Source organism: Pseudomonas sp. B22129, assembly GCF_044218875.1.
Taxonomy (GTDB): domain Bacteria; phylum Pseudomonadota; class Gammaproteobacteria; order Pseudomonadales; family Pseudomonadaceae; genus Aquipseudomonas.
The window spans coordinates 3,429,576-3,451,691 of sequence record NZ_CP162592.1; the positions used below are offsets into that span (position 1 = coordinate 3,429,576).

Annotated in this window: 31 protein-coding genes; 30 read left to right on the top strand and 1 reads right to left on the bottom strand. The window is 58.5% G+C overall.

Translation table 11 applies throughout. The features are described from left to right. Window positions 1–297: 297 nt before the first annotated feature. Window positions 298–1,035, bottom strand: a complete 738-nt coding sequence (locus tag AB4P94_RS15775) for a S24 family peptidase (RefSeq protein WP_395606336.1) — start codon at window positions 1,033–1,035, stop codon at window positions 298–300. Between the two features lie 478 nt (window positions 1,036–1,513). Between AB4P94_RS15775 and AB4P94_RS15780 the strand changes: the two genes are divergently transcribed. The 30 genes from AB4P94_RS15780 to AB4P94_RS15925 all read left to right on the top strand — a co-directional run bounded on the left by AB4P94_RS15780 (window position 1,514) and on the right by AB4P94_RS15925 (window position 22,081). Continuing rightward, window positions 1,514–1,738 (top strand): hypothetical protein, encoded by a 225-nt coding sequence (locus tag AB4P94_RS15780; RefSeq protein ID WP_395606337.1) that lies wholly within the window; start codon window positions 1,514–1,516, stop codon window positions 1,736–1,738. Next, the gene (locus tag AB4P94_RS15785) at window positions 1,735–2,436 is read left to right on the top strand and encodes a helix-turn-helix domain-containing protein (RefSeq protein ID WP_395606338.1); all 702 of its coding nucleotides are present in this window, start codon (window positions 1,735–1,737) and stop codon (window positions 2,434–2,436) included. Before AB4P94_RS15780 ends, AB4P94_RS15785 begins: the two co-directional genes overlap by 4 nt. Next, window positions 2,429–3,799 carry a replicative DNA helicase gene (gene dnaB / locus AB4P94_RS15790; RefSeq protein ID WP_395606339.1) on the top strand — a complete coding sequence of 457 codons (1,371 nt, stop codon included), beginning with the start codon at window positions 2,429–2,431 and terminating at the stop codon, window positions 3,797–3,799. Before AB4P94_RS15785 ends, dnaB begins: the two co-directional genes overlap by 8 nt. Beyond that, complete coding sequence (locus tag AB4P94_RS15795; protein WP_395606340.1) at window positions 3,799–4,008, top strand: hypothetical protein; 210 nt, start codon at window positions 3,799–3,801, stop codon at window positions 4,006–4,008. Before dnaB ends, AB4P94_RS15795 begins: the two co-directional genes overlap by 1 nt. Then, the gene (locus AB4P94_RS15800; protein WP_395606341.1) at window positions 4,005–5,300 is read left to right on the top strand and encodes a tyrosine-type recombinase/integrase; all 1,296 of its coding nucleotides are present in this window, start codon (window positions 4,005–4,007) and stop codon (window positions 5,298–5,300) included. Before AB4P94_RS15795 ends, AB4P94_RS15800 begins: the two co-directional genes overlap by 4 nt. 2 nt (window positions 5,301–5,302) lie before the next feature. Further along, window positions 5,303–5,557, top strand: coding sequence for a hypothetical protein (locus tag AB4P94_RS15805; protein ID WP_395606342.1), 255 nt, complete (start codon window positions 5,303–5,305; stop codon window positions 5,555–5,557). Further along, on the top strand, window positions 5,554–5,874 hold the full coding sequence (locus AB4P94_RS15810; protein WP_395606343.1) for a hypothetical protein: 321 nt from the start codon (window positions 5,554–5,556) through the stop codon (window positions 5,872–5,874). The genes AB4P94_RS15805 and AB4P94_RS15810 overlap by 4 nt, the downstream gene beginning before the upstream one ends. 3 nt (window positions 5,875–5,877) lie before the next feature. Continuing rightward, a complete protein-coding gene (locus AB4P94_RS15815) occupies window positions 5,878–6,441 on the top strand; it encodes a hypothetical protein (protein WP_395606344.1) in 564 nt (187 codons plus the stop codon). A gap of 117 nt (window positions 6,442–6,558) precedes the next feature. Next, window positions 6,559–6,930 carry a chemotaxis protein gene (locus tag AB4P94_RS15820; protein ID WP_160049393.1) on the top strand — a complete coding sequence of 124 codons (372 nt, stop codon included), beginning with the start codon at window positions 6,559–6,561 and terminating at the stop codon, window positions 6,928–6,930. Beyond that, on the top strand, window positions 6,930–7,247 hold the full coding sequence (locus AB4P94_RS15825; RefSeq protein WP_395606345.1) for a hypothetical protein: 318 nt from the start codon (window positions 6,930–6,932) through the stop codon (window positions 7,245–7,247). The genes AB4P94_RS15820 and AB4P94_RS15825 overlap by 1 nt, the downstream gene beginning before the upstream one ends. 114 nt (window positions 7,248–7,361) lie before the next feature. After that, the gene (locus AB4P94_RS15830; RefSeq protein WP_395611342.1) at window positions 7,362–7,703 is read left to right on the top strand and encodes an HNH endonuclease; all 342 of its coding nucleotides are present in this window, start codon (window positions 7,362–7,364) and stop codon (window positions 7,701–7,703) included. A 160-nt stretch (window positions 7,704–7,863) separates the two neighbouring features. Next, entirely contained in the window at window positions 7,864–8,352 is a 489-nt protein-coding gene (locus AB4P94_RS15835; RefSeq protein ID WP_395606346.1) for a terminase small subunit, read from the top strand. Window positions 8,353–8,355: 3 nt separating this feature from the next. Next, on the top strand, window positions 8,356–10,035 hold the full coding sequence (locus AB4P94_RS15840) for a terminase large subunit (RefSeq protein ID WP_395606347.1): 1,680 nt from the start codon (window positions 8,356–8,358) through the stop codon (window positions 10,033–10,035). A gap of 2 nt (window positions 10,036–10,037) precedes the next feature. Next, entirely contained in the window at window positions 10,038–11,255 is a 1,218-nt protein-coding gene (locus tag AB4P94_RS15845) for a phage portal protein (RefSeq protein ID WP_395606348.1), read from the top strand. Next, on the top strand, window positions 11,239–11,883 hold the full coding sequence (locus AB4P94_RS15850; RefSeq protein ID WP_395606349.1) for an HK97 family phage prohead protease: 645 nt from the start codon (window positions 11,239–11,241) through the stop codon (window positions 11,881–11,883). The genes AB4P94_RS15845 and AB4P94_RS15850 overlap by 17 nt, the downstream gene beginning before the upstream one ends. After that, window positions 11,880–13,082: a phage major capsid protein gene (locus AB4P94_RS15855; protein WP_395606350.1), complete on the top strand. Its 1,203-nt coding sequence runs from the start codon at window positions 11,880–11,882 to the stop codon at window positions 13,080–13,082. The genes AB4P94_RS15850 and AB4P94_RS15855 overlap by 4 nt, the downstream gene beginning before the upstream one ends. Before the next feature lie 57 nt (window positions 13,083–13,139). Then, window positions 13,140–13,358: a hypothetical protein gene (locus tag AB4P94_RS15860; RefSeq protein WP_395606351.1), complete on the top strand. Its 219-nt coding sequence runs from the start codon at window positions 13,140–13,142 to the stop codon at window positions 13,356–13,358. Then, window positions 13,359–13,658 (top strand): head-tail connector protein, encoded by a 300-nt coding sequence (locus AB4P94_RS15865; RefSeq protein ID WP_395606352.1) that lies wholly within the window; start codon window positions 13,359–13,361, stop codon window positions 13,656–13,658. Then, window positions 13,658–13,999: a phage head closure protein gene (locus tag AB4P94_RS15870; RefSeq protein WP_395606353.1), complete on the top strand. Its 342-nt coding sequence runs from the start codon at window positions 13,658–13,660 to the stop codon at window positions 13,997–13,999. The genes AB4P94_RS15865 and AB4P94_RS15870 overlap by 1 nt, the downstream gene beginning before the upstream one ends. Next, entirely contained in the window at window positions 13,992–14,438 is a 447-nt protein-coding gene (locus AB4P94_RS15875; protein ID WP_093544073.1) for an HK97-gp10 family putative phage morphogenesis protein, read from the top strand. Before AB4P94_RS15870 ends, AB4P94_RS15875 begins: the two co-directional genes overlap by 8 nt. After that, on the top strand, window positions 14,435–14,800 hold the full coding sequence (locus AB4P94_RS15880; protein WP_395606354.1) for a DUF3168 domain-containing protein: 366 nt from the start codon (window positions 14,435–14,437) through the stop codon (window positions 14,798–14,800). Before AB4P94_RS15875 ends, AB4P94_RS15880 begins: the two co-directional genes overlap by 4 nt. An 87-nt stretch (window positions 14,801–14,887) precedes the next feature. Then, window positions 14,888–15,631: a phage tail tube protein gene (locus tag AB4P94_RS15885; RefSeq protein ID WP_395606355.1), complete on the top strand. Its 744-nt coding sequence runs from the start codon at window positions 14,888–14,890 to the stop codon at window positions 15,629–15,631. A 9-nt stretch (window positions 15,632–15,640) separates the two neighbouring features. Further along, window positions 15,641–16,000: a phage tail assembly chaperone family protein, TAC gene (locus AB4P94_RS15890; protein ID WP_395606356.1), complete on the top strand. Its 360-nt coding sequence runs from the start codon at window positions 15,641–15,643 to the stop codon at window positions 15,998–16,000. A 104-nt stretch (window positions 16,001–16,104) separates the two neighbouring features. After that, complete coding sequence (locus AB4P94_RS15895; protein ID WP_395606357.1) at window positions 16,105–16,308, top strand: hypothetical protein; 204 nt, start codon at window positions 16,105–16,107, stop codon at window positions 16,306–16,308. 3 nt (window positions 16,309–16,311) lie between these two features. Continuing rightward, on the top strand, window positions 16,312–19,170 hold the full coding sequence (locus tag AB4P94_RS15900; protein ID WP_395606358.1) for a phage tail tape measure protein: 2,859 nt from the start codon (window positions 16,312–16,314) through the stop codon (window positions 19,168–19,170). Next, window positions 19,160–19,498 (top strand): phage tail protein, encoded by a 339-nt coding sequence (locus tag AB4P94_RS15905; protein ID WP_395606359.1) that lies wholly within the window; start codon window positions 19,160–19,162, stop codon window positions 19,496–19,498. The genes AB4P94_RS15900 and AB4P94_RS15905 overlap by 11 nt, the downstream gene beginning before the upstream one ends. Before the next feature lie 9 nt (window positions 19,499–19,507). Next, the gene (locus AB4P94_RS15910) at window positions 19,508–20,257 is read left to right on the top strand and encodes a phage minor tail protein L (RefSeq protein ID WP_395606360.1); all 750 of its coding nucleotides are present in this window, start codon (window positions 19,508–19,510) and stop codon (window positions 20,255–20,257) included. 3 nt (window positions 20,258–20,260) lie between these two features. Continuing rightward, window positions 20,261–21,016 (top strand): C40 family peptidase, encoded by a 756-nt coding sequence (locus AB4P94_RS15915; RefSeq protein ID WP_395606361.1) that lies wholly within the window; start codon window positions 20,261–20,263, stop codon window positions 21,014–21,016. 33 nt (window positions 21,017–21,049) lie between these two features. After that, on the top strand, window positions 21,050–21,448 hold the full coding sequence (locus tag AB4P94_RS15920) for a hypothetical protein (RefSeq protein WP_395606362.1): 399 nt from the start codon (window positions 21,050–21,052) through the stop codon (window positions 21,446–21,448). 42 nt (window positions 21,449–21,490) lie between these two features. Further along, the gene (locus AB4P94_RS15925) at window positions 21,491–22,081 is read left to right on the top strand and encodes a tail assembly protein (RefSeq protein WP_395606363.1); all 591 of its coding nucleotides are present in this window, start codon (window positions 21,491–21,493) and stop codon (window positions 22,079–22,081) included. The last annotated feature ends 35 nt before the right edge of the window (window positions 22,082–22,116 follow it).

Below are 22,116 nucleotides of genomic sequence, written 5' to 3' on the forward strand. Positions count from 1 at the left end.
GATTTCCCTCCTGGTTGATTTCCCGTCTGGCCCTGTCGCCAAGGCCAGCCAGTGAAATCTTCCGTTCTGCTTAAAGAACTTGATCCAGTCGGTCCCGTTACCGGGGCTGGGAGATCAGTTCGCTGATCCCGTGCTATCTGGCGGCTTCACCAGTCGTGTTCTGCCGGGGTTAATCGGCGAGTGAGATAACATTACCTGTGGGTAACTCATATGGTCAATACCTATAGGTAATTATTTTTATTTTGGGCGAAAAAAAAACCGCCGGGTCTGGCGGGTCGCTTTAAGTGGATTTTTTCTTTAGAGAAGCACCGAGTACCAGAAAACCTTACCCAGAACGAGGATGTCCTTGCTGATCATTTCGGCGGCTGTGTATTCCTCGTCAGGATGCTCATCCCTATTGTAGCTGCGCATCCTGATGCCACCGCCGGGCAGGCGGTAGAGGGTTTTAACGCGTAGTTGTCCGCCGTGGTTTATGGCGTACATTTTGCCGTCTGTAATTGCAGTGCAGCCCTGATCAACCCCAACAGTGCTCCCGTGGGGAAGGACAGGTTCCATGCTGTTACCACTAACCATTACGCAAACAGCCTCGCTCGGCTGAACGTTCTGGCGGCGCAGTGTCATTTTTCCGAATCGAAGCTTTTGATGTGGAGACGGTTCAATCACCGCTATTCCAGAGCCGGCAGACAGCTCAACTTCCTTGAGGAATGGCACATAAACCTCATCATCATCCAGGGGCGTGTCGTCGTCCCATACTGAAATATCACCGAGGAACTCAGCATTGCTGGTCACTGGTCTTGGCGGCTTCATGCCTTCCTGATCAAGCTGATAGCGAGTGAGGCCAAAAACCTTTTCGATCTCGCGCGCAAACTCTTCACCGATGTTTTTCTTCCCAGCTGCACCTGGCGCCGCGGATAAACATCGGGAGATATAGTTGGGGCTTTTGTCTAGGGCGCTGGCAATTGCTGCCTGCTTTCCCTTGAACCGCTCCATCATAAGTTTCCGCAGGTTTTCGCGGCGAATATCTGAAATTTCCATTCCCAAATGATCCGTTCTTGTTACCAAAAGGTAAATTCCCTATGGGTATTGCTTTGCGATTACCTGCGGGTAATAATTCGGGTATCTAAAAGGAGGCCCGGCATGCGGACCAAGAATCCTCAATTACTTGAGTGGCTAAAAACGGCTACTGACGCAGCGGTAGCACGCACTGGCACTACGCGCGCTTACCTACGACTCATCGCTTACGGACACAAGACAGCGTCAGCTGAAATTGCAGTTCGAACAGAGGCTGCAACGCAGGGCCAGGTCACACGTAAGGATTTGCGGCCTTCGGACTGGGCCCAGCTGTGGCCAGAACTGGCGGCTGCGTAACCGTTCGATGTCGCCATTTTCCGCCGAATGTGGAAGGGCGAACAGAGCGCTTGGATCAGCTGTTAATTCATACAGTGCCTAAATCGCAGACATAAAAAAACCGCCTGGCAGGGCGGTTCAGTACAGCTTCATTTCGAGGTGAATAATGATCAAAAACGCTACCACAGTCAACAGTTCCGGCGATGTCGTGACACTTTCCGAAGAATCCGAAAATGTGTCGCGACACCACGACGTTAACCAATCTGCCGCGATGAATGCCGCCCTTCTGATTGGCGGCCAGTACTCGCAGGCATCCAAATCTCAATTCCGCCAGGAATGCCTCAATCACTTGAAGGCATCCCTGGCACCTGCCCAGGATTTTTCCGCATGAGCACCATCATCATGAGCTTGTGCTGGCCGTTGCAAGGCATGAGTGGCCCGCAGAAGGCTGTTCTTATCTCGCTTGCTGACAACGCAAACGATGAGGGTGTGTGCTGGCCTTCAGTTGCTCGAATAGCTGAGCGCACTTGCCTGGGAGAGCGCACGGTCCAGTCGGCAATCAAGTGGCTTGGGGTCTCCGGGATTCTTTCATTTCGTGAGCGCATGGGTCGTTCCACTATGTACACCCTGACCCCCGCAGCATATGCACCCCCGCAGGAGATGCGCCCCGCATCAGATGCACCACCACCCCCGCAGGAGAAGCACACCCCCCCCGCAGCAGCCGCACCCAGAACCGTAATAGAACCATCAAGTGAACCGTCACAGGATGGCAACCGCGTTCCGCGATCGCCGTCTTGCCCGATTCAGGACATCGTTGATTTGTTCAACAAGCTGCTCACTCCATCGCTGCCCGCGGTTGTTCTCGTATCCGATACCCGCAAGAAACAACTCCGTGCCCGCTGGAACCAAAGCGAGGTCCACCAGTGCCTGGATTTCTGGGTTGAATACTTCGGCATCGTTGCACAGTCGGACTTTCTGATGGGCCGCTCGACCGGAAAGCCGGGCTCTACACCGTTCCGTGCCACGTTCGATTTCTTGATCGCGCCTTCCAGTTTCGTCAAGGTTGTGGAGGGCAATTACAATGCGTGATCCCTACAGCCTCGAAGCCGAACACGGTGTGTTAGGGGCAATGTTCCTGCGCCCCGAGCTGATCGACTTGCTCAGCGCTGACCTGGCAGTCGAAGACTTCTACTACGAAGATAACGCAGCCATCTATCGCGGCATTCTGGATCTGCACGGCGCCGGCCAACCCGTTGACATCGTGACTATCGGCGCCCGTGTCGGTGAGTTGCCGTGTGGCTCTCCCGCCTTCGCGTACGCCGCAGAGATCGCCCGCAATACGCCAAGCGTTGCGAACGCTGCGTCCTACGCCGGAACCGTCCGCGAGCGAAGCCTGGACAGGTCGCTGATTGCGTTGAGCGTTCGGATCAACGACATCGCTTATGGCGATCAGCCCACAGTCGACAAGGTCGCAGCGGTACAGGCCGAAGCCCAGGCAGTCGACAGTCAGTCGGCTACGTCCGAGGTGATCAAGGCTGAGGACATTCTGGATGACTACATCGAGGTCCTGCAGGCTCGCGCTGACCGAGGCGACGAGATTGACGGCTTATCCACCGGAATTCCCGACCTGGACGCAAAGCTGCAGGGGCTCAAGCCGGGCCAACTGATCATCATCGCGGGCCGTCCTGCCATGGGCAAAACCACCCTGGCCATGAACATCGCGTCCAACGCAGCGATCCGCGAAGGCAAGAGCGTGATGGCGTTCAGTCTCGAAATGGATAACACCGGCCTAATGGACCGCTTCATGGCGTCCGAAGGGCGCATACCGCTGCAACTGATCAAGAACGGCAAGGCCCCGCACAGCCATGGCGCCGAGCTGATGAGTGCAGCCAGCAAGCTCAAACACTCCAGCCTGTACTTGTCGGACCGCGCATCGATGTCGATGAACCGGATGCGCGCCGCTGCCCGTCGTCACAAGCGCCGATACGGCCTGGACCTGATGGTGATTGATTACCTGCAGCTGGTGGACTCCGACTCACGCACGTTCAGCCGAGAGCAGGAAGTCAGCCACATGACCCGCACCGCCAAACTGATGGCTCGCGAACTGGGCATCCCGGTCATTCTGCTCAGCCAGCTCTCACGTGAGTGCGAAAAACGCCCCAACAAGCGCCCAATGTGCTCTGACCTGCGCGAATCCGGCGCCATTGAGCAAGACGCCGACATCATCTTGTTCGTCTACCGCGACGAGGTTTACCACGAGCATTCCGAAGCGAAGGGCATTGCCGAAATAATTATCGGCAAGGGCCGTGACATCGCCGGGGGCACCGTCCGCGCTGCTTTCCTTGGGCAGTACAGCCGATTTGAACAACTGGCTGCTGGATGGGTAGAGCCACCCAAGGCGGCAAAGGTCACCAGCATGGCCGATCGCTACAGAAACAAGGAAACCTCCTGATGCCATCCAGACACTTTGCCGTCCCAGACGCCACGTTGTACCGCTATGCGGTGCACTGCTGCTCATTCAAGTACGACCTAGGCGGAACGCCCGACCATGCACTGGCGCTGTTTGCCGATGAGGCAATGGCCAAGCGGTATGGCGCCTGGATGTGGCCCAACACTTTCGAGGTCGTAGATCTCCAGGCCCCCAAGGAGGTCAATGCTTGAACGCCAAAATCAAAACCCTGACGGTGAAACTGTCGGATGCCGAGATTTCCCGCAATGCCAAGCTCGAGCATGTGCGCGACCTGCGCGACGCGAGTCACCCGGCGCTGCACTTCCGCTTCGCCAAGAACCGCGCGCGCGGCTCCTGGTACTTTCTCAACAAGCGTCAGTGGCACCGGATCGGCGCCTTTCCTGACCTGAACACCAAGCAGGTAGTCGCGGCGTTGCCTGCGGTGCGCCTGCGCGTGGCTGCCGACGGCGCTGCCAGTGTTTCGGGCTGGGTGACCGTTGGCGAGCTGCTCGACTGGTACGGCCCCCGCATGGCCAAGTCCCGGACGCTTTCGGAAAAGCGCCGGGCGGCTATCAAGTCGGCCATCAGTTGCCAGCTCAAGCCGCGCCTGGGTGATCTTCTGATTCGCGATGTGAATGCGCAGACCCTGGACAAGCTGCTGATGTGGCCAGCCCAGGCGGAACTGTCGCTGTCGTATGTCCAGCAGTTGTACCGGCTGCTCGCCGTGGCGTTCCGGCAAGCCCGCAAGCTCGACCTGATCCCTTCGAACCCGATGGCGGAACTGAAGTTCGGCAACTTCACCACGGCGCGCATTCTGCCCAAACCTGCACGGCTTCGTGATGTGCAGGTGCGGGACCTGGTGACGCTGCTGGCTGAGCGATTCGACAGCGCCCCGGGTGACGCCATGCTGGCCCTGATGATGCTGTGCCACGGCACCCGCATCGGCGAGACGCGGCAATCACGCTGGGCAGACATCACGCTGCTAGAGCGTGAGTGGTTCATCCCGGCAGAACACACCAAGACCAAGACCGAGTTGCGGGTACCGCTGACCGATCAGGTGTGTTCACTCCTACAGCTATACCGCACCAGGCAAAACGCCCAGGGCTACGAGGGGCCGCTACTGTTTCCGTCACGCCGTGGCAAGGCACTCAGCGACCACCAGGCGAGCGCGGTATTCACGCGGCTAGGACAGGGCGCTTGGACAAGTCACGACCTGCGCAAGGTAGCCCGCACTGCCTGGACTGACCTCGGCGTCGACGGGCACATCGGCGAGATGCTGCTCAACCACTCGCTGGGCAAGATCGCCTCCACCTACATCAACACCCAGGCCAAAGAGCAGCGCCGCCTGGCCCTGGTGAAGTGGCACAACTGGTTAGATCAGCGTGGCTTCAAGGCGATTCACCAGCAGACAGACGTTAGATATGAAGATTCGCAAAACCTCGTAGACGCCTTGAACGGCGGGGCCTGCGAGCCAGAACCACAATTTGTTAAGGGCGAGGTTTAAAAATGGTAACGCTGAAGCATCTGTCCCTCGTCCACGATCGTTATCAGCAGGTTGTTGTGCGCCATCTGGTTTCTGGTGTTCTGGTCAAAACGGAAGTGCTTGATGAGCGCCCCACGGAGTTCGATGAACTCGAGCTGAACGGAATTACCTATCGCGTCGCAATGATTATGGGTGTTGAGAAGGGCACTCGCTCAGATCGCGGCTCGCTCATTCAGCCTCAGGCCGACGTGCATTACATTCCGCTGGAGGCTAAATGAAGAAGTCCCACGGCCCAGCTTTCCGCGCCTCTCAACTTGACCTGGCCAAGTGCCCGGCCTGCCGTGGTCGCGCGGTGATCAAGGGCGTTTTCCATGAGATGGCCTGCGTGCAGTGCAACGCCTCGGGCTGGGTAACCGCCGAAACCGGTGAGGCGCTGCCGCTGGAGGTGCTGGTGACGCAGCTGAGCATCCGGCTTCAGGCTGCTGAGCAACAGATCGAACGATTGAGGCGCCATGTGCCGATGCTCGGCCCGGCAGCCCAGTACAACCAGAACAACCGCCGTGGCGCCGGCGGCACCAACTACACAGGGGATTGAGCCATGGCTATGTATAAGGACGTGATGGGCACCCTGGTGCGGGTGCTGGCAGCAGACAACATCGACAACAGCACCAAGCAGTCTTGGCAGAAGCTGATCGACGCCGATCTGCGTCAGGGCGGCACCGGCAGCACGCTGTCGGTCCGGGATAAGTTCGATTACGACTGCTGCCTTTATGCGCTGCTGCACCGTCAGCTTGAGCCAGCTCAGTGGGATGTGCTGGTGGCCAAGTACTCGACGCACAAGGCCAACAAGGTCGGTGCCATCAGTAGGCTGGTTGCCCGCATGGTTTCGCCGGCGCCTCAGCTGTTCATCTACAAGGCGCTGACAGCTTGGGCCATACCGAAGCTGAAGGGCGTTCAGGTTGGCAAGCGCTCCACCGACATGATCGTGCTGCCTGCCGAGTTCTACGACATGAACACGTGGGATCTGGCGGGCTCCCCAGAGCGCACGCGCCGTAACTGGCGAGGCGGAATCCACAAGCGTTTAGAGAAACTCGAAGAGCAGGCCGTGATCCACGCGACCGAGATCTTCGACAGCGAACAAATCTTTGTAGATGCCGCTTGACCCATTGGCCGACTGGCCGTAAATTAACCCAATCATGTCGATCTTGCGCGTTATGAGAGACGACACAAATTCTGAGCCCCGCCACTGTGCGGGGCTTTTTCGTTTCTGGAGTATCGGATGGATCCTACTGACCTTGGCCCGGGCACAGCTACCTGGCTGGGCGGTAGCGCCACCGTTGTGCTTGGTGGCCTGCTCTGGCTTCGCAAGTTCCTCTCGAAAGACGCGACAGATCGAGCCATGGATAGTGCCGACATCGGCACATTGCGCCGGCTCAACGAGCTACTGAACCAAGAGCGAGCAGCCCGCAAAGAAGCCGAGGCCCGCGCCGATCAGTTCGCGAAAGAGCGTAACGACCTCGCGGCAGCAGTGGGTCGCATGGAAGGGAAGATCGAAGCACTCACCAGCCAGGTAGGCCAGCTCACTGAGCGCGTCACCCTGCAGAGCGAAGAGATCACCCGCCTGCGCACCAAGCTTGGAGGTATCGCCTGATGGACAGATGCGCACTTGAATTTATTGCTCGCCGGTGGTGGAGGCGGACTGAGGTCTGGGCCATTGCCGTGCTGCTGGTTGGTGGTGGTGCAGTCCTTGGCTACCAGGCTGCTTATTGGGCTCTTGCTGATAAGCAGAGCAACCAAGTCACCGACATCCGCAAGGCCTACGACACTGCCATGGAAGAGCGGGACAAGCGCCTGGAAGAGCTGACCCGTCAGACCGGTACCGCCGCTGACAAGGCGACGAGGGCAGCAACTACTGCAGCCCAAGCAGCCGATAAGGCTGATGAAGCGCTCAATAGAGTAGGCCAGTGATGGCTTGCTCAGGATGTGCAGCCCGCCGCGCCAGGGCAGCCAAGTGGCTGAGGATAGCAGCAGAGCGTGCCGCCTCAGTTCTTTCAACTAAACCGAATGATGGGGCGCCACCTGATGGGAAGGCTGAAGACTTTGGGAAACAGGGTAAAGACCCAGCCTGATCGTCTCGCTGCCGTTAACACCAATTCATGGCGAGCCACGAAGGAAACCTCAGCCCAGCGTGGCTACGGCTACAAGTGGCAGAAGGCGAGAGAGGGCTGGCTTCACGCCCATCCGCTCTGCGCCTACTGCGAGCGCCTGGGCCGAGTGACTGCGGGCTCAGTAGTCGACCACATTGAGGCTCACCGCGGCGACATGGCCCTGTTCTGGGACCGGAACAACTGGCAGACCCTGTGCAAGCCCTGCCACGACTCGGTGAAGCAGGCTGAAGAGGCTGCGTCAGCACGGGCTTGGTAGTCATTGCCGTAAATGATATGGATTCTCATATGGTGAGCACCAAAATGGTGCGATTGAGGATTTCTATGGTGGGGGGGGTCTAAATATAGGGGGTGTATCGCTTCCAGACCGCGCCCGATCCCATTCGCACTTTTTTTCCCGACCCCAAGGTATTTTGTTAATGGTGTTAACAGACAAACAACGACAGTTTGTTGACGCTAAGGCCCGTGGTGCGTCAAACAAAGAAGCGGCGGAAGCCGCAGGCTGTAAGGCCTCTACGGCATCCGCCGCCGGCTCCCGCTGGGCAAATGACCCAAAGATTTGTAGCGCAATTCTTGCGCGCCGATCTGAGCTGAGTGTTAAACCCGAAAAGCAGCGCAAGCAGAAACACAGCGCTGACGATCAGGCTCCCGAGCAGGAAGAAGCTGGCGGCGAGTACCTCGACTGCCTGCCCACCACCGAAGATCCACTCGCATGGCTCTTGGCTTTGATGAATGAGCCCAGGGCCAAAATATTTGACCGCCGAAACGCAGCCCAGACCGCCGTGCCCTATGTGCACGGCAAAAAGGGCGAGGCTGGTAAGAAAGAAATCAAGGCTGACGCCGCGAAAGAGGCGGGGAAAGGCAAATACGCCGCGGGCAAGCCGCCGCTCACTGTAGTCAAGAGGTAGGCCATGCAATGGACAACTGCCTGCCCGGACTGGTGGCGGCGCCTCTCTGTCGGCGAATCAATAATCCCTGCACCACTTTTTCCGGCTGAAGCTGAAGAGGGCCTGGAGGTTTTTCGATCGCTCAAGATCGTCGACGCGCCAGGGTGCCCAACTATTGAGTCGGCTTGCGCTCCCTGGGTGATCGACTTCGCCGGGGCGATCTTTGGGAGCTACAACAGCGAGACTGGCCACCGCCTGATCAGCGAATATTTCCTCTGCATCCCGAAGAAGAACTCCAAGTCCACTATCGCCGCCGCGATCATGCTGACGGCGTTGATTCGCAATTGGCGGCTCGAAGCTGAATTCATCATCTTGGCGCCCACCAAGGAAATTGCCGACAACGCCTTCAAGCCTTGCGCGGCAATGGTCAAGCACGATGAAGAGTTGAGCGCACTGCTCCATGTGCAGCCGCACCTGAAGCTCATCACCCACCGCGAAACTGGCGCCACGCTGAAGGTGGTCGCGGCTGATAGTGATGTGGTGGGCGGCAAAAAAGCCGTGGGCGTGCTGATCGATGAGGCTTGGCTGTTCGGTAAGAACGTGAAGGCGCCGGATATGATCCGCGAGGCCACCGGCGGCCTGCTGTCGAGGCCTGAGGGCTTCATTATTTGGCTGACGACTCAGTCAAACGAGCCCCCTGCCGGCATCTTCAGATCGAAACTGAGCTATGCCCGAGGTGTGCGAGAGGGTCGGATCGAAGACCCGCGCTTTCTGCCGGTGATCTACGAGTTTCCGCCCGATATGATCGAGAGCGGAGAGGCCCGGCGGCCTGAAAACTTTCACCTGGTGAACCCAAATATGGGGTACTCGGTGGACAGGCCCACCCTCGAGCGACTGTTCATGCAGGCCGAGATGGATGGCGAAGCTGAGGTGCGCGGCTTCCTCGCCAAATTTCTGAACATCGAGATCGGCCTAGCGCTGATGTCGGACAGTTGGGTGGGTGCTGACTTCTGGGAGCCTCAGGCCGAAGCCGGCTTGACGCTCGACTCGCTCATCGAGCGTTGTGAGGTGATCGTCGTCGGTGTCGACGGTGGTGGCCTCGATGACTTGCTGGGTCTGGCAGTCATGGGGCGAGTTCGTGACTCGCGCACCTGGCTGCACTGGGCTCATGCATACGCTCACCCGTCTGTGCTTACACGCCGAAAGACCGAAGCGCCGCGCCTTATGGATCTCGCAGCCGTTGGTGATCTGACGCTGGTGAAAAAGATCGGCGATGACGTTGAGCACCTCGCCGCGACGGTGGCACGCATCAACCAAGCCGGGTTGCTCGACAAAGTCGGCCTTGACCCCGCTGGCATCGGCGCTGTGCTTGATGCACTGGCTGATGCGGGCGTCGAGGAGGAAAAAATTATCGGCATATCCCAGGGCTGGAAGCTCACCGGAGCGATCAAAACCACCGAGCGCAAGCTTGCTGAAGGCGCGTTCTTGCACTGCGGGCAGCCGCTGATGGCCTGGGCATGCGGTAACGCGAAGGGAGTGCCCTCGGCAAACGCATTTCTCATCACCAAGCAGGCGTCGGGCACCGCGAAAATTGACCCACTCATGGCCACGTTCAACGCAGTTTCGTTGCTTTCTCTGAATCCAGAGGCGCTCGGCGGCATGGACGACTACCTCAATAACGGCTTTTTCGGACTAGTAGGCTGACCATGGCATTTCATTGGTACAACCCCCGGACCTGGGGATTTTTCGGCTACACCGATCCGACCACGGGCGATTACGTCGAAGTGGATATGGAAGTCGGCGGTAAGCGCACCAAGGCGGGCGTTCGCGTCACCACAAAAACGGCTTTGTCGATCAGCATGGTCTGGTCGTGCGTGAAGATCCTTTCAGAATCGCTCAGTGGGTTGCCTCTCAAGCTCTATGAGGATTCCGATGGCGGCCGAAAGGTGGTGCCAGGCACGGATGGTGCGCTCAAGCTGCTGAGAAAGCCAAATCCCTACATGACACTGCTGAACTTTTTGAAGTTCGTAGTAGTGAATATGGCTCTGCGAGGCAACGCCTTCGCCTTGATCGAGCGGAATGTCCATGGCGACGCCATAGGATTTGTTCCCCTGGACTGCAACACGGTCACGATCGATACCGACGACGAGCTCATCTACTGGGTAACCCCAAAAGATGGTGATCGATTTCCGGTTTCACCGGAAAACATGCTGCATTTCAAACTATTCAGTCTGGACGGGATCGTTGGGCTTTCGCCCATTGAGTACCAGGCAGAGACCATGGGGTTGGCCAAAGCGGGCCAGCAATGGTCGTCGCGCTTCATGCGTAAGGGCGGCTTTACCGGCGGTTACGTGATCTACGAGCAGTTCCTGACGAAGGTTCAGCAGGCCCAGGTCATGGAGAAGTTTCCAGACGTGCGCCAGGGCGACGTGGATGACATAGGGAAGATGGCGATCCTTCAGGGGAACCCGAAGATCGTACCTGCCGGTCTCAGCCAGAAAGACGCCCAGTTCATCGAGTCGCAGCAGTTCCAAGAAGAGGCCCTTGCGGGGATCTACGGGGTTCCGCTGTGGCTGGCTAACCGCGCCGGCAAAACTTCCATCATGGGTTCAAACCTCGAGCAGCAGCTGACCGGATACATCACGTTCGGATTGAAACCCTACATCGATGTCGTTGAGGACGAGTTCAACGACAAGGTTTATCGAAAGTACTCCCGATTTGTCGAGTTCAAGGTTGAAGGTTTGCTACGTGCGGACAGCGCCGGGAGGGCGGCCTATTACCAGGCCGCCCTCGGCGGTTCCGGCGGTTCCGGCTGGATGACCATCAACGAAGTTCGGGAAAAGGAAAATGAAACGCTCTTGACTGGCGATAAATACAACCAGATCACTCGCTGGGAGATGCAAACCAATGCTAAGCAAGATTGAAGTCCCCTTCGAAGTTAAGGCCAGCGATGACCAAGGCAACTTCGAAGGTTATGCGGCGGTGTTCAACAACGTCGATCTGGGCGATGACGTGATTCTTCCTGGTGCGTTCACCAAGGTGAAGACCACGCGCGCCGGTCGCCTGAAGTTGGCCCTGTTCCATGACCTTACCCGCCTTGTGGGCTCGGCAGACTTCACCCAGGACAGCCACGGACTCTATATCAAGGGCAAGGTTAACCTGGCGGTGAGCTACGCCCGTGACGCTTACGAGCTGATGAAGGAGGGAACACTCGACAGTATGTCGATTGGGTTCAACACCATCCTCGCAGCCTACGAGGAGCGCGAGGGCCGCAGCATTCGCATCATCAAGCAAGCGGAGCTCTGGGAGGCCTCGCTAGTGCCTTTCGGCATGAACCCAGAGGCGCAAGTAACCGACGTCAAGTCGGACATCAGAATTTTTGAGAAGGCCCTGCGCGATCGCATGGGTCTATCCCAAAAGGAGGCGGCAGCAGTCGCCTCGCTCGGCTACTCCGCAGTGCACCGCGATGGTGGGACTGAGGCCACGGCGATCGTGGATGAGCTGAAATCAATTTCCACGCTATTCAACAAACATTTCGGAGTATCGCCATGAGCGAAGTTAAAGACCTGAAGGATTCCCTGGAGCTGCAACTGAAAACCGGCTTCACGGGCCTGCAAGAGAAGTACGATTCCGCCATTGCCGAAGTGCAAAAAGGCAATGAAGTCACCGGCGACCTGAAAAAACAGATCGAAACCCAAAAGGGCGAGCTGCAAAAAGTCATCGACCAGGTGCAGGATCTGGAGCAAAAAGGCGTCAAGCTGCGCGGCCAGCCAGGTGAAGGCAAAAGCTTCATCGACATGGTGAAGGGCCATGACAACTACAAGGGCCTTCAGCAGAAAAGTGTCAGCACGGCCGAGATCGAAGTCACCAAGTCCGACATGGCCAGCATGAAAGAAATGAAGGTCACCAGCGCCGGCGTTGTCGCTCCTATCTATGACCCCGTTATTCAGCCTGGCATTCGCCAGGAGCTGCGCATTCGCGACCTGCTGACCACCATCCCGGTGACCGGGCAGAACTACACCTATTTCCGCGAATTGCTGCACACCCGCGGCGCGGCGCCGGTTGCTGAGGGTGGCCTCAAGCCAACCAGCAACGTGACATTCACCACCCAAACCGACCGCGTGAAGAAGATTGCGGTGTGGATGCCCGCTACCGATGAAGTGTTGTCGGACGTGCCGCAGATGTTTGCGTACCTGCAGCAGCTGCTGCGGTACGACCTGAAGCTCGAAGAGGAAGCGCAGATCCTCAAGGGCGACGGCAACGGTGAAAACCTCAACGGCCTCATGACCCAGGCCACCACCTACAACGCAGCGCTGAGCAAGGAGGGCGACACAGCCATCGACCTGGTTCGCCGCGCGATCTACCAGGTGCGCAAACAGTCGCAAATGTCCGCCGATGGCGTTGTCATGACTGAACTGGACTGGATGAACATCGAACTGCAGAAGGATGGCGAGAACCGTTATCTGTTTGCCAACCTGCAGGGCCTGGTCACTCCAATTCTTTGGGGTCGCCCGGTGATCACCTCCGACAGCATGGATGAGGGTGATGCGGACACCGGCGGCGAGTTCCTGGTCGCCAACTTCGCCCGCTCCACCACGCTGTTCGACCGCATGTCGTTCCAGTTCAAGATGGGCCTGATCAACGATCAGTTCATCCGCAACGAGATCGCCCTGTTGGTCGAGGAGCGCCTGGGCCTCGGCGTTCGTCGCAAAGAGGCGCTGGTCAAGGGCCAGTTCCCGACTTCGGCGTAAACCACCAAACCCAATGAAGGCCGGCACTGCGCCGGCCTTCTCGTTTTCGGAGGAATTATGAAAGTCAAAGCACTGTGGGGCTTCGTCGGCAACGCTGATTTGCTCGGCGTCGACTCGCCAAAGGTAGTTCGAGGCCGGGAGTTCGATATCGCTGACGAAGAATATGCGCACGCCCTGGTCGGCAAATCTCTGGTGGTTGAGCTCGACGCCAGCGGCAAGCCGAAAATTGCAAAACCAAAGGAAGGCAAGCCTGCCGCGCCGAAAGAGGTCAAGTAAATGATCGAATTGGCCACTTTGAAGATGCATCTGCGGGTCGATGGCGATGAAGAAGACGCCTTGATCGGCGGCTACCTCGAAGCGGCCAAGGCGCATGTCGAGCAACACTGCGACCGCAAACTGGTGGATGGCGACCCCATCGATCCGGCTGAAATGGGGCTTACCAGAGACGTTGAGCAGGCCCTATTACTGCTCGTTGGGCACTGGTACTCAAACCGCGAGGCCGTGGTAATGGGTGGAGCGCCTTCGGCCGTCCCTCTCGCAGTCGATAGGCTGCTCTGGTACAGGAAGCGCTTCTGATGCAGGCCGGAAAACTGAGGAATCGCGTTCGTATCCAGCACAAGGTGACATCACAGCACCCGGTAACCGGCGAACAGCTGACGGATCAGTGGGTTGATTTCGCCAAGGTATGGGCTTCGGTCGAGGACTTGAGCGCCCGTGATTTTATCGCGGCGCAGGCGATTCAATCTGAGGCAAAAAGCCGGGTAGTTATTCGCTACCGTGATGGAATCACGGCTGCAATGAGGGTTGTGCTGGCTAGCGGTGCCGTTTGCGCAATCGTTGGTCCGCCCCTGATGGATCCGAACTCTCGCAAGGAATATCTCACGTTGCTGGTGTCTTCGGGGGTGAACGATGGCTGATTGGGTATCGTACAACCTCACCGGCGCCGATGCGCTTTCAGCCAGGTTCAAGGGTCTGACGGAGGAGATGCGCCGCAAGGTGGTAACGCCTGCGGCTAAGGACGCCATGGATATCGTGCTGCTCGACGCCAAGGACCGCGCCGCCCGCATCGATGACCCGGAAACCGCCAACTTCATCCCGGCCAACCTGGCCATGGTGGAGCGTAAAGCCCTGGGCGAAGAGCTCGGCGCGGTAGTGATATCGGTCGGTGTGCGAATGCGCAAAAAAGGCCAGAAGGGCGGCAACACGTTCTACTGGTGGTGGGTGGAGCTCGGAACCGAAAAGAACCGGGCAAAACCGTTCCTCCGGCCGGCCCTGGCCAACAACCGCGAGCAACTGTTTCAGGAATTTCTCAGTTCGGCGAAGTATCAGCTGATCAAGCTGGGGGTGAATGAATGACCGCGCCAATTTTTCAGGTGTGCGCTGCGAGCTTGGCCGTCACTGCGTTGCTAGGCGCCGGCCCCACGCGCCTTTACCCGCATGGCGAGGCGCCAGAGGGGGTGGAGCGGCCCTATGCCGTCTGGCAGGTTGTCAGCGGCTCGCCGATCAACTTCCTCAACTGCGTGCCAAGCACAGACCGTTACGGCCTTCAGGTTGACGTGTACGCCGAAACTGTTTCGGACGCCGAAGCGGTGGTGGTGACCTTGCGCCGAGTGATCGGTCAGCACGCCTATATCACCGGTTTCGGGGTCGACACCAAGGACAAGGACACCCACAGCTACCGCAAAGGCTTCGACGTTGCCTGGCTGGTGAGTTTGTAGTCGCAAACCAGAAAAGAACGACCCGCTCCGGCGGGTTTTTTTATGCCCGCTCAAAAGTGATTTTCCAGGAAAATCGGGGAGTACAAATTGACCATTAAGACGCAAGGCACAGACCTCTATGCCATCGACCCCCTCACCAAAGCGATTTTGGTGGTGGGCTGCTTCACCTCCCTGGACGGGATCGATACCAGCATCGCGCAGATCGAAACGACCTGCATGAACTCCAGCGCCCGGGAATACGAGGCCGGCCTCGCTGAGCCTGGCTCTGCGTCGTTCGGTTTGAACATCGACCCGCAAGAGCCCGCGCACGTACGCCTGCACCAACTCAAAACCGCCGGAACCAAGCTGCTTTGGGCGATTGGCTGGTCTGACGGCCGAATCGTGAACGCTCAGGGCGATCTGGAAGGCATTCCACCAACCGTCAGCCAGGCCGGTGGCCTCTCGGCTATCGCGCTCAGCAGCGGCGGTACCGGCTACACCTCCGCTCCCACGGTAGCCATTACCGGTGGCGGCGGCACTGGCGCAACTGCTACAGCAACCGTTGCCGCAGGTTCTGTGACGGGATTCACCATCACGAACGCGGGCACCGGCTACACCTCGGCACCAACCATCGCGCTCACCGGTGGTGGCGGCGGTACCGGTGCCGCTGCAACCGCCGTCGTCGGCTCAGAAATTGATTTCGACCTGCCGAACACCCGCACCTGGATCACCTTCGAGGGCTACATGAACAGCTTCCCGTTCAGCTTCGCACTGAACGACGTTGTGAAGTCCACCGTCGGCATCCAGGTGTCGGGTGACCCCGTTTTCGTGCCCAAAGTCATCGCGCCATAAGGAATTCCCATGGACCTGAGCATTCAAGCTTTGAAAGCCGCCGGCGCCTTCTCCCCGCCGCCAGTCAAAAAGGACATTGTCTGGCACGTGGGCGGCGCGCCCAAAAAAGCCACTATCTACATCCGACAAGAGTCGTTTGTTGAGCTCACCGAGCGCTGGAAAGAGCAGGACAAAGGTTCTGATTTTTTGGCGACCCGCATCGCGGCCAACGTTCTCAAAAAAGACGGCACGCCAGTGTTTACCGTTGAAGACGTGGTCGGCTCCGAAGCCTCGGGCCATGGCCCTTTGTCTGCTGAGCTGACCATCGTTCTGCTCAATGCCATTTCCGAGGCGAACGGTGCTGGCCAGGGTGACAAGCCAAAAAAATAGATCCCGCCGAAGAGTTCTGGCACGAACTGGTCCTCAACGGAATCGGCGGGCGAAGCGTTGCCGAAGCGAAAGCCACCCTCAGCTACAACGAGGCGCTTTCGTGGATGGCATACGTGGAGCAGAACGGGTCGCTGAACATGGGCTTAAAGATCGAGCGGGGTTTTGCCTTGCTCGCCACCATCCTGAACAACCTGCACGGCGGCAAGGCCACCTTTGACGACTTCCTGCCACAGCGTGGTGAAGTGGTTGAGGAGGCAGAGGCCTCCGCGCAGGACCTGTTCAGGCTGTTGCAGTCGGTCAAGAGGTGATTTATGGCTGTTGATTCACTTGGCCAACTGACGGTCGATCTGGTGGCCAACACCGGCGGCTTCGAAAAGGGCATGGACCGGGCCCAGCGTGCGCTGAAGTCGGCCACCAAGGAGGCGGCATATCAGGCTGGCCAGCTCGACAAGCTGGTCGGTCAGATCGACCCAGTCATCGGCGCTTATGGGCGCCTCGATAAGATGGAAGAGCAGCTGCGCAAACACCGCGCCGCTGGCCGGCTGGATAAAACCGACTTCGACAGCTACCTCAAAAAGCTGAACGAGCAGCGAGAGGCGGTTGAAAAAGTCGACAAGGTCATGCTTAAAAATGGGCAGACCGCAAAGCAGTACGCTGCGAACTTGCGCGGCGTGCCTGCGCAGTTCACTGACATCGCGGTATCGCTGCAGGCTGGGCAGAACCCCATGACGGTGTTCTTGCAACAGGGCGGGCAGCTCAAGGACATGTTTGGCGGCGTTGTGCCAGCGGCAAAAGCCTTGGGTGGCTACATCCTTGGCCTGGTTAACCCGTTTACTGTCGCCGCCGCTGCGGCCGCTGTACTGGCTCTGGCTTACAAGCAGGGCAGTGACGAGGCAACTGCTTACAACACGTCCCTGGCGATGACCGGGAACACCGTGGGCACCACCGCTGGACAGCTTTCAACGCTTGCCCAGCAGATTTCCCTCGCTAACGGCACCGTCGGCAAGGCTTCGGCCGTCCTGGCGCAGTTGGCGGGCTCCACGCGAATTCCGGTGCAGGCGTTCGAAGGAATCGCCGCAGCAGCGATCAAGTTTGAATCCGCGACAGGGCAGGCGGCTGATGAAACCGTCAAAAACTTCGAGAAAATCGCAAAAGACCCAGCGGCAGAAATTCTGAAACTCAATGAGTCGATGAACTTCCTGACGGCCACGACTTATGAGCAGATCAAGGCGCTACAGCAGCAGGGGAAAACCCAAGAGGCCGCAGCCCTGGCCAACGACACGTACGAGCAGGGTCTTAATCGCACGTCCGACTCGATCAAAAAGAACCTTGGATATTTAGAGATCAGCTGGAATGGCGTAAAAAATGCGGCGAAAGAAGCGTGGGATGCCGCGCTCAACGTTGGACGCACGGACACGCTGGATCAACAGATCGCGGCCTTGGATAAGCAGCTGAATGCGATTGCCAATGCCAGGAAACTGAACAAATCGGACGGGTTCAGCAACCTTGTTCCCGACGACAGTTTTCGCGTCGATGCACTGGAGGCCGAAAAAACTCAAAAGCTGGTGTTGAAGGCTGAAGAGGAGCGCCGGTCAGCCGCGCGCGGCTTCCAGCAACAGCAGCAGCAACTTGCGCTCGCTGACCAGGTAGCACTGGACAAATTACGCAAGGAAACAGAAACCAACGCAGACAAACGCGCCAAAGAGCTTGGCGAATATCGGATGTTGGTAGAGCGCCGCATCATTCAAGCGCGCGCGTCTGGCGATAAGTCGCTGCTGATCTCGCCCGATCAACAGAAGAAAGACATTGCCAACATCAACGAAAAGTATAAAGACCCCGCGGTCGCCAAGACACCGCAGTATCGCGAGGATGCTGGGATTAAGGCGCTTGACCAGGCCCGTCAGCAGTACGCTGTCCTCCAGCAGCAAAACGCTCTCATAGGTGATCAGTCAGCAGCGAGCCAAACCCTGGGCGCAAACGCCAAGAAGCTGGTCGAGTTCGAGCAGCAGCTGGCGGACATCAAGGGCAAGAAAACTCTCACCGCCGACCAGAAGTCGCTTTTGGCGAACCAGGAGCTGATCACTGCCCAGCTGAAACGCAATGCTGCGCTTGAGGCCGAAAACACGCTTCGCGAGAAAGGGCTTGAGACCCGGAAAAAACTCGCGGCGTTCGATGAGAACCTGAAAAGCCAGCTTGCCGGCGCACAGCAGGGGCTGGACAACAACCTGGCCGGCGTTGGGCTTGGCGACGAGCAGCGCAAGCGTCTGCAGGAGCAGCTGAGCATTCAGCAGTCCTACCAGTCGCAAATGGACAAGCTGACCTCCGACTACAACAAGAGCGACAAGGACCAGTTCAGCACCGAGCTGTACGACAAGGAAACCCAGGCACTCCGGTCCGCGCTCGACAAGCGCACCGCGATGCAGACGAAGTATTACGAGGATGAGGACAAGGCCCGGGGCGATTGGTCGTTGGGCGCAGCAGCCGCTTTCCAGAATTACAACGACCAGGCGAAGGACGTTGCCGGTCAGGCCAAATCTGCGTTCACATCGCTGTACGACGGACTAACCGACGCTGCGGTGGATTTCGCCTTCGGCGCTGACCAGAGCTTTGGCGATGTGGCTAAAAGCTTCGCCAGGATGGTCGCCAAAATGGCGCTGCAATCTGCAGCGAGCAACGTCTTCAGCAGCCTTGCCGGCGCGGGCCTCTCCACTGCGATCGGTAGCGCGTTCGGCGGTGGTGCGGCTCCGGCATCGCTTGGCAGCACTGCGGCCGGCTACACCTCCCAGTACTTTGACGGCGGGGGCTGGACAGGGCCTGGCGGCAAAATGGAGCCCAAAGGCATTGTTCATGGTGATGAGGTGGTGATTCGTAAAGAGGTAGTGAATCAACCAGGCATGAAGGACTACCTCGTCAATCTGAACAAACGCGGATATGCAGACGGCGGCTACGTGGGCTTGTCTGGCGGATCCGCCGCGCCAAAGGCATCTGCTGGCGGCGTTACGATCAACCAATCGTTCCAGGTGCCGGCGGCCCAAGGCGGCGCTACTGATCAGGACACCCAGGCCCTCGGCCAGGCATATGCCGACGTGGCGCAGCGTGGTGCCCAGCAGGAAATCGCTAGACAAACTCAACCCGGTGGACAGATCTGGAGGCTCGTTAATGGCCGTTGAAACGTTCACCTGGTGCCCGCTGATCTCGGCCACCAGTGCGCCTGAATACCGCAACCGAACATCAAAGTTTGGGAGCGGTTACGAACAGGTGGTTGGCGACGGTCCGAACAGCCGGGTAGACAGCTGGCCGCTCACGTTCGTTGTGAAAGAGGCGGTGGCAAGGGATATCAAAGCCTTTCTCGATCGTCACGGCGGGCACAAGTCTTTCTTCTGGACCCCCCCGCTGGGTGAGCTTTCGTTTTTTCGTGCCACTGCGCCGGCAATCACGCCCAACGGCGCGGGGATGTTCACGCTGACAACTACCTTCACCCAATCGTTTCTCCCATGAGGGGCACGTATGCCGCTGATCAGTGATATCCAGTCGCTCGAGCCTGGCAGTGAAGTCCTGCTCTTTGAGTTGGACGGTACCGAGTTCGGCGCGAACATTCTGCGCTTTCACGGACACTCCATCCCGCACACGCCAGCGGAGCTGATTGCCGCCGGCGCCCAGGCTGACCAGCTGCCGGCCAAACCCATCTATTGGCAGGGCGAAGAGTACGGCGCCTGGCCGATGCAGATCGACGGTATTGAAGCCAACGGCGATGGGACGGCGGTTAGGCCTGCGCTGTCGGTGGGCAACGTCAATGGGCGCATCACTGCGCTTTGCTTGGCGTTCCAGGATCTCGCTGATTTCAAGTTGACCATGCGTCACACGCTGGGCAGTTATCTGGATGCCGAAAACTTCCCAGAAGGCAATCCAACGGCCGACCCCACCCAGGAAACCATCGAGATCTGGTACATCGACCAGAAAACGAACGAGGACGGGGAGACGGTGAGCTGGGAGTTAGCCAGCCCCGGCGACGTGGGGGGCGAGTCAATCGGACGGCAAGCCACGACGCTCTGTCACTGGTGCCTCACCGGCGGCTATCGCGGCCCGAACTGTGGCTACACCGGCCCATACCGTGACAAGGACGGCAACCTCACGGATAACCCTGAGCTCGACCAGTGTGACGCCACGCTCGGCCGCGGCTGCATTCCTCGGTTCGGTGAGGGCAACCCATACCCGTTCGGCGGGTTCCCCGCCGTGTCACTCATTGCCCGGAGCTGAAAGATGCGAAAGCACATTTTGAACGCGATCCAGGCGCACGCTGCAGCGGAGTACCCGAAAGAGTGCTGCGGTCTGCTCCTGGCGGTTGGCCGGGCACAGAAGTATTTTCCATGCCGCAACACTGCAACCGAGCCGAGCGAAGAGTTTCGCATCGATCCGGAGGAATACGCCGCCGCTGAAGACGCCGGCGAGGTCATTGGCATCCTCCATTCGCATCCTGATGCCACCAGCAGGCCGTCGCCGCGCGACCTGGCAATGTGTGAGGCCACTTCGCTGCCCTGGCACATTCTCAGCTGGCCCGAGGGCGACATGCGTACCGTCATGCCCTCGGGCGCCGTGCCATTGCTCAAACGGCCTTTCGTGCACGGGGCTTGGGACTGCTGGCAGGTCTGCGCCGACTGGTACAAGCGTGAATGGGGCCTGGAGTTTGAGGCGTTCAAGCGCGCCGATGGCTGGTGGGAGAATGCAGACAGCATTAGCTTGTACGAGGCGAACTACGAGGCCGCCGGCTTCGTGCGCGTGGACAAGCCGCAGCGCGGTGACATGGTCGTGATGCAGGTCGGCCGCACGGCTCACCCGAACCACGCCGGCATCTTTCTCGGCGCCGATCCAACACTGCCCGACGAGGACGCCGCTACTTTCGGCCCTGGCCCGTTCCTACTGCATCACATGTATGGACGGCCGTCGGAGCTGATCGTTTATGGCGGCCCTTGGCTTGAGCGCACGCGCCTGGTGCTGCGCCACCGGGATGCTCGGTGATAAGGTAATTGCCTTTCCACAGGAGTGATCCGTATGAAGTTGATTTTAGGAGTGCTGGCGCTATCGCTGCTGGCGGGTTGTGCGACATCGCCAGTCCCATCGGGGCAGGCAGACCCCGTGCCGAGCTCGCGCCTATTCGGATATCAGAAGCAGGGCAGCGCAGACGCCGTTTTGATCGTTACTCGCGATAAAGGCTTCGTCGGTGGCGGTTGCAACACGACGATCAGCATCGACGGGCAAAAATCCGCAGAAATTGGTACTGGGGAAACGGCACGGTTCTTTGTTCCAGCCGGTGAGCACATAATCAGTGCGTCATCGTGCGGTAGCGGCTTGAAAGAGCGTGAAGCTGCTCTCAAGGCGGGATCCACAAAGAAATTCAGAATTTCCATAGACTCATCAATGAGCATGGATTTATCACCCACCATGCAATGAGCAAGCCGCCTCCGGGCGGTTTTTTTTCGATTGGAGAAAAGCATGGCAGCAAGTGCGGTCCATTATGAGCCTGTCACCGTTATCAAGCTTACGGGCGCTCTTGCCAGAAAATTCGGACCGGTTCACCGGAGGGCGCTGGATAGCGGTAGGTCTTGGGAGGTTTTTAAGGCGCTGAATTGTACGCTGGATGGTTTCGAGGCTGAGATCAAGCGCCTTGACAGTCTTGGTATGCGGTTTGCCATATACAGAAACGGTAAAAACATTGGTGTTAAGGACCTTGAAATAGGCGGCACCCGTGAATTGAAAATCGTTCCGGTCATTCACGGCAGTAAGCGCGCCGGGCTGCTACAGACGATCATCGGGGCCGTTCTCGTAGTTGCTGGTTCATATTTCGGTCAGACCTGGGCTGTTCAACTTGGCGTTGGCTTGGCTGCTGGTGGCGTGATTCAGATGCTCAGCCCTCAGGCATCAGGCCTCAAGCAAAGCTCAGCACCGGAAAATGCTCCGTCCTACGCATTCGGTAGTGCAAAGAACACCACCGCCAGCGGCAACCCCGTCCCTATCTGCATAGGGGAACGAGACTGGGGTGGGATGATTATCTCAGCCTCGATTTATGCCGAGGACAAAACCTAAGCATCACAGCAACGCAACAACCGCCTGATAGGCGG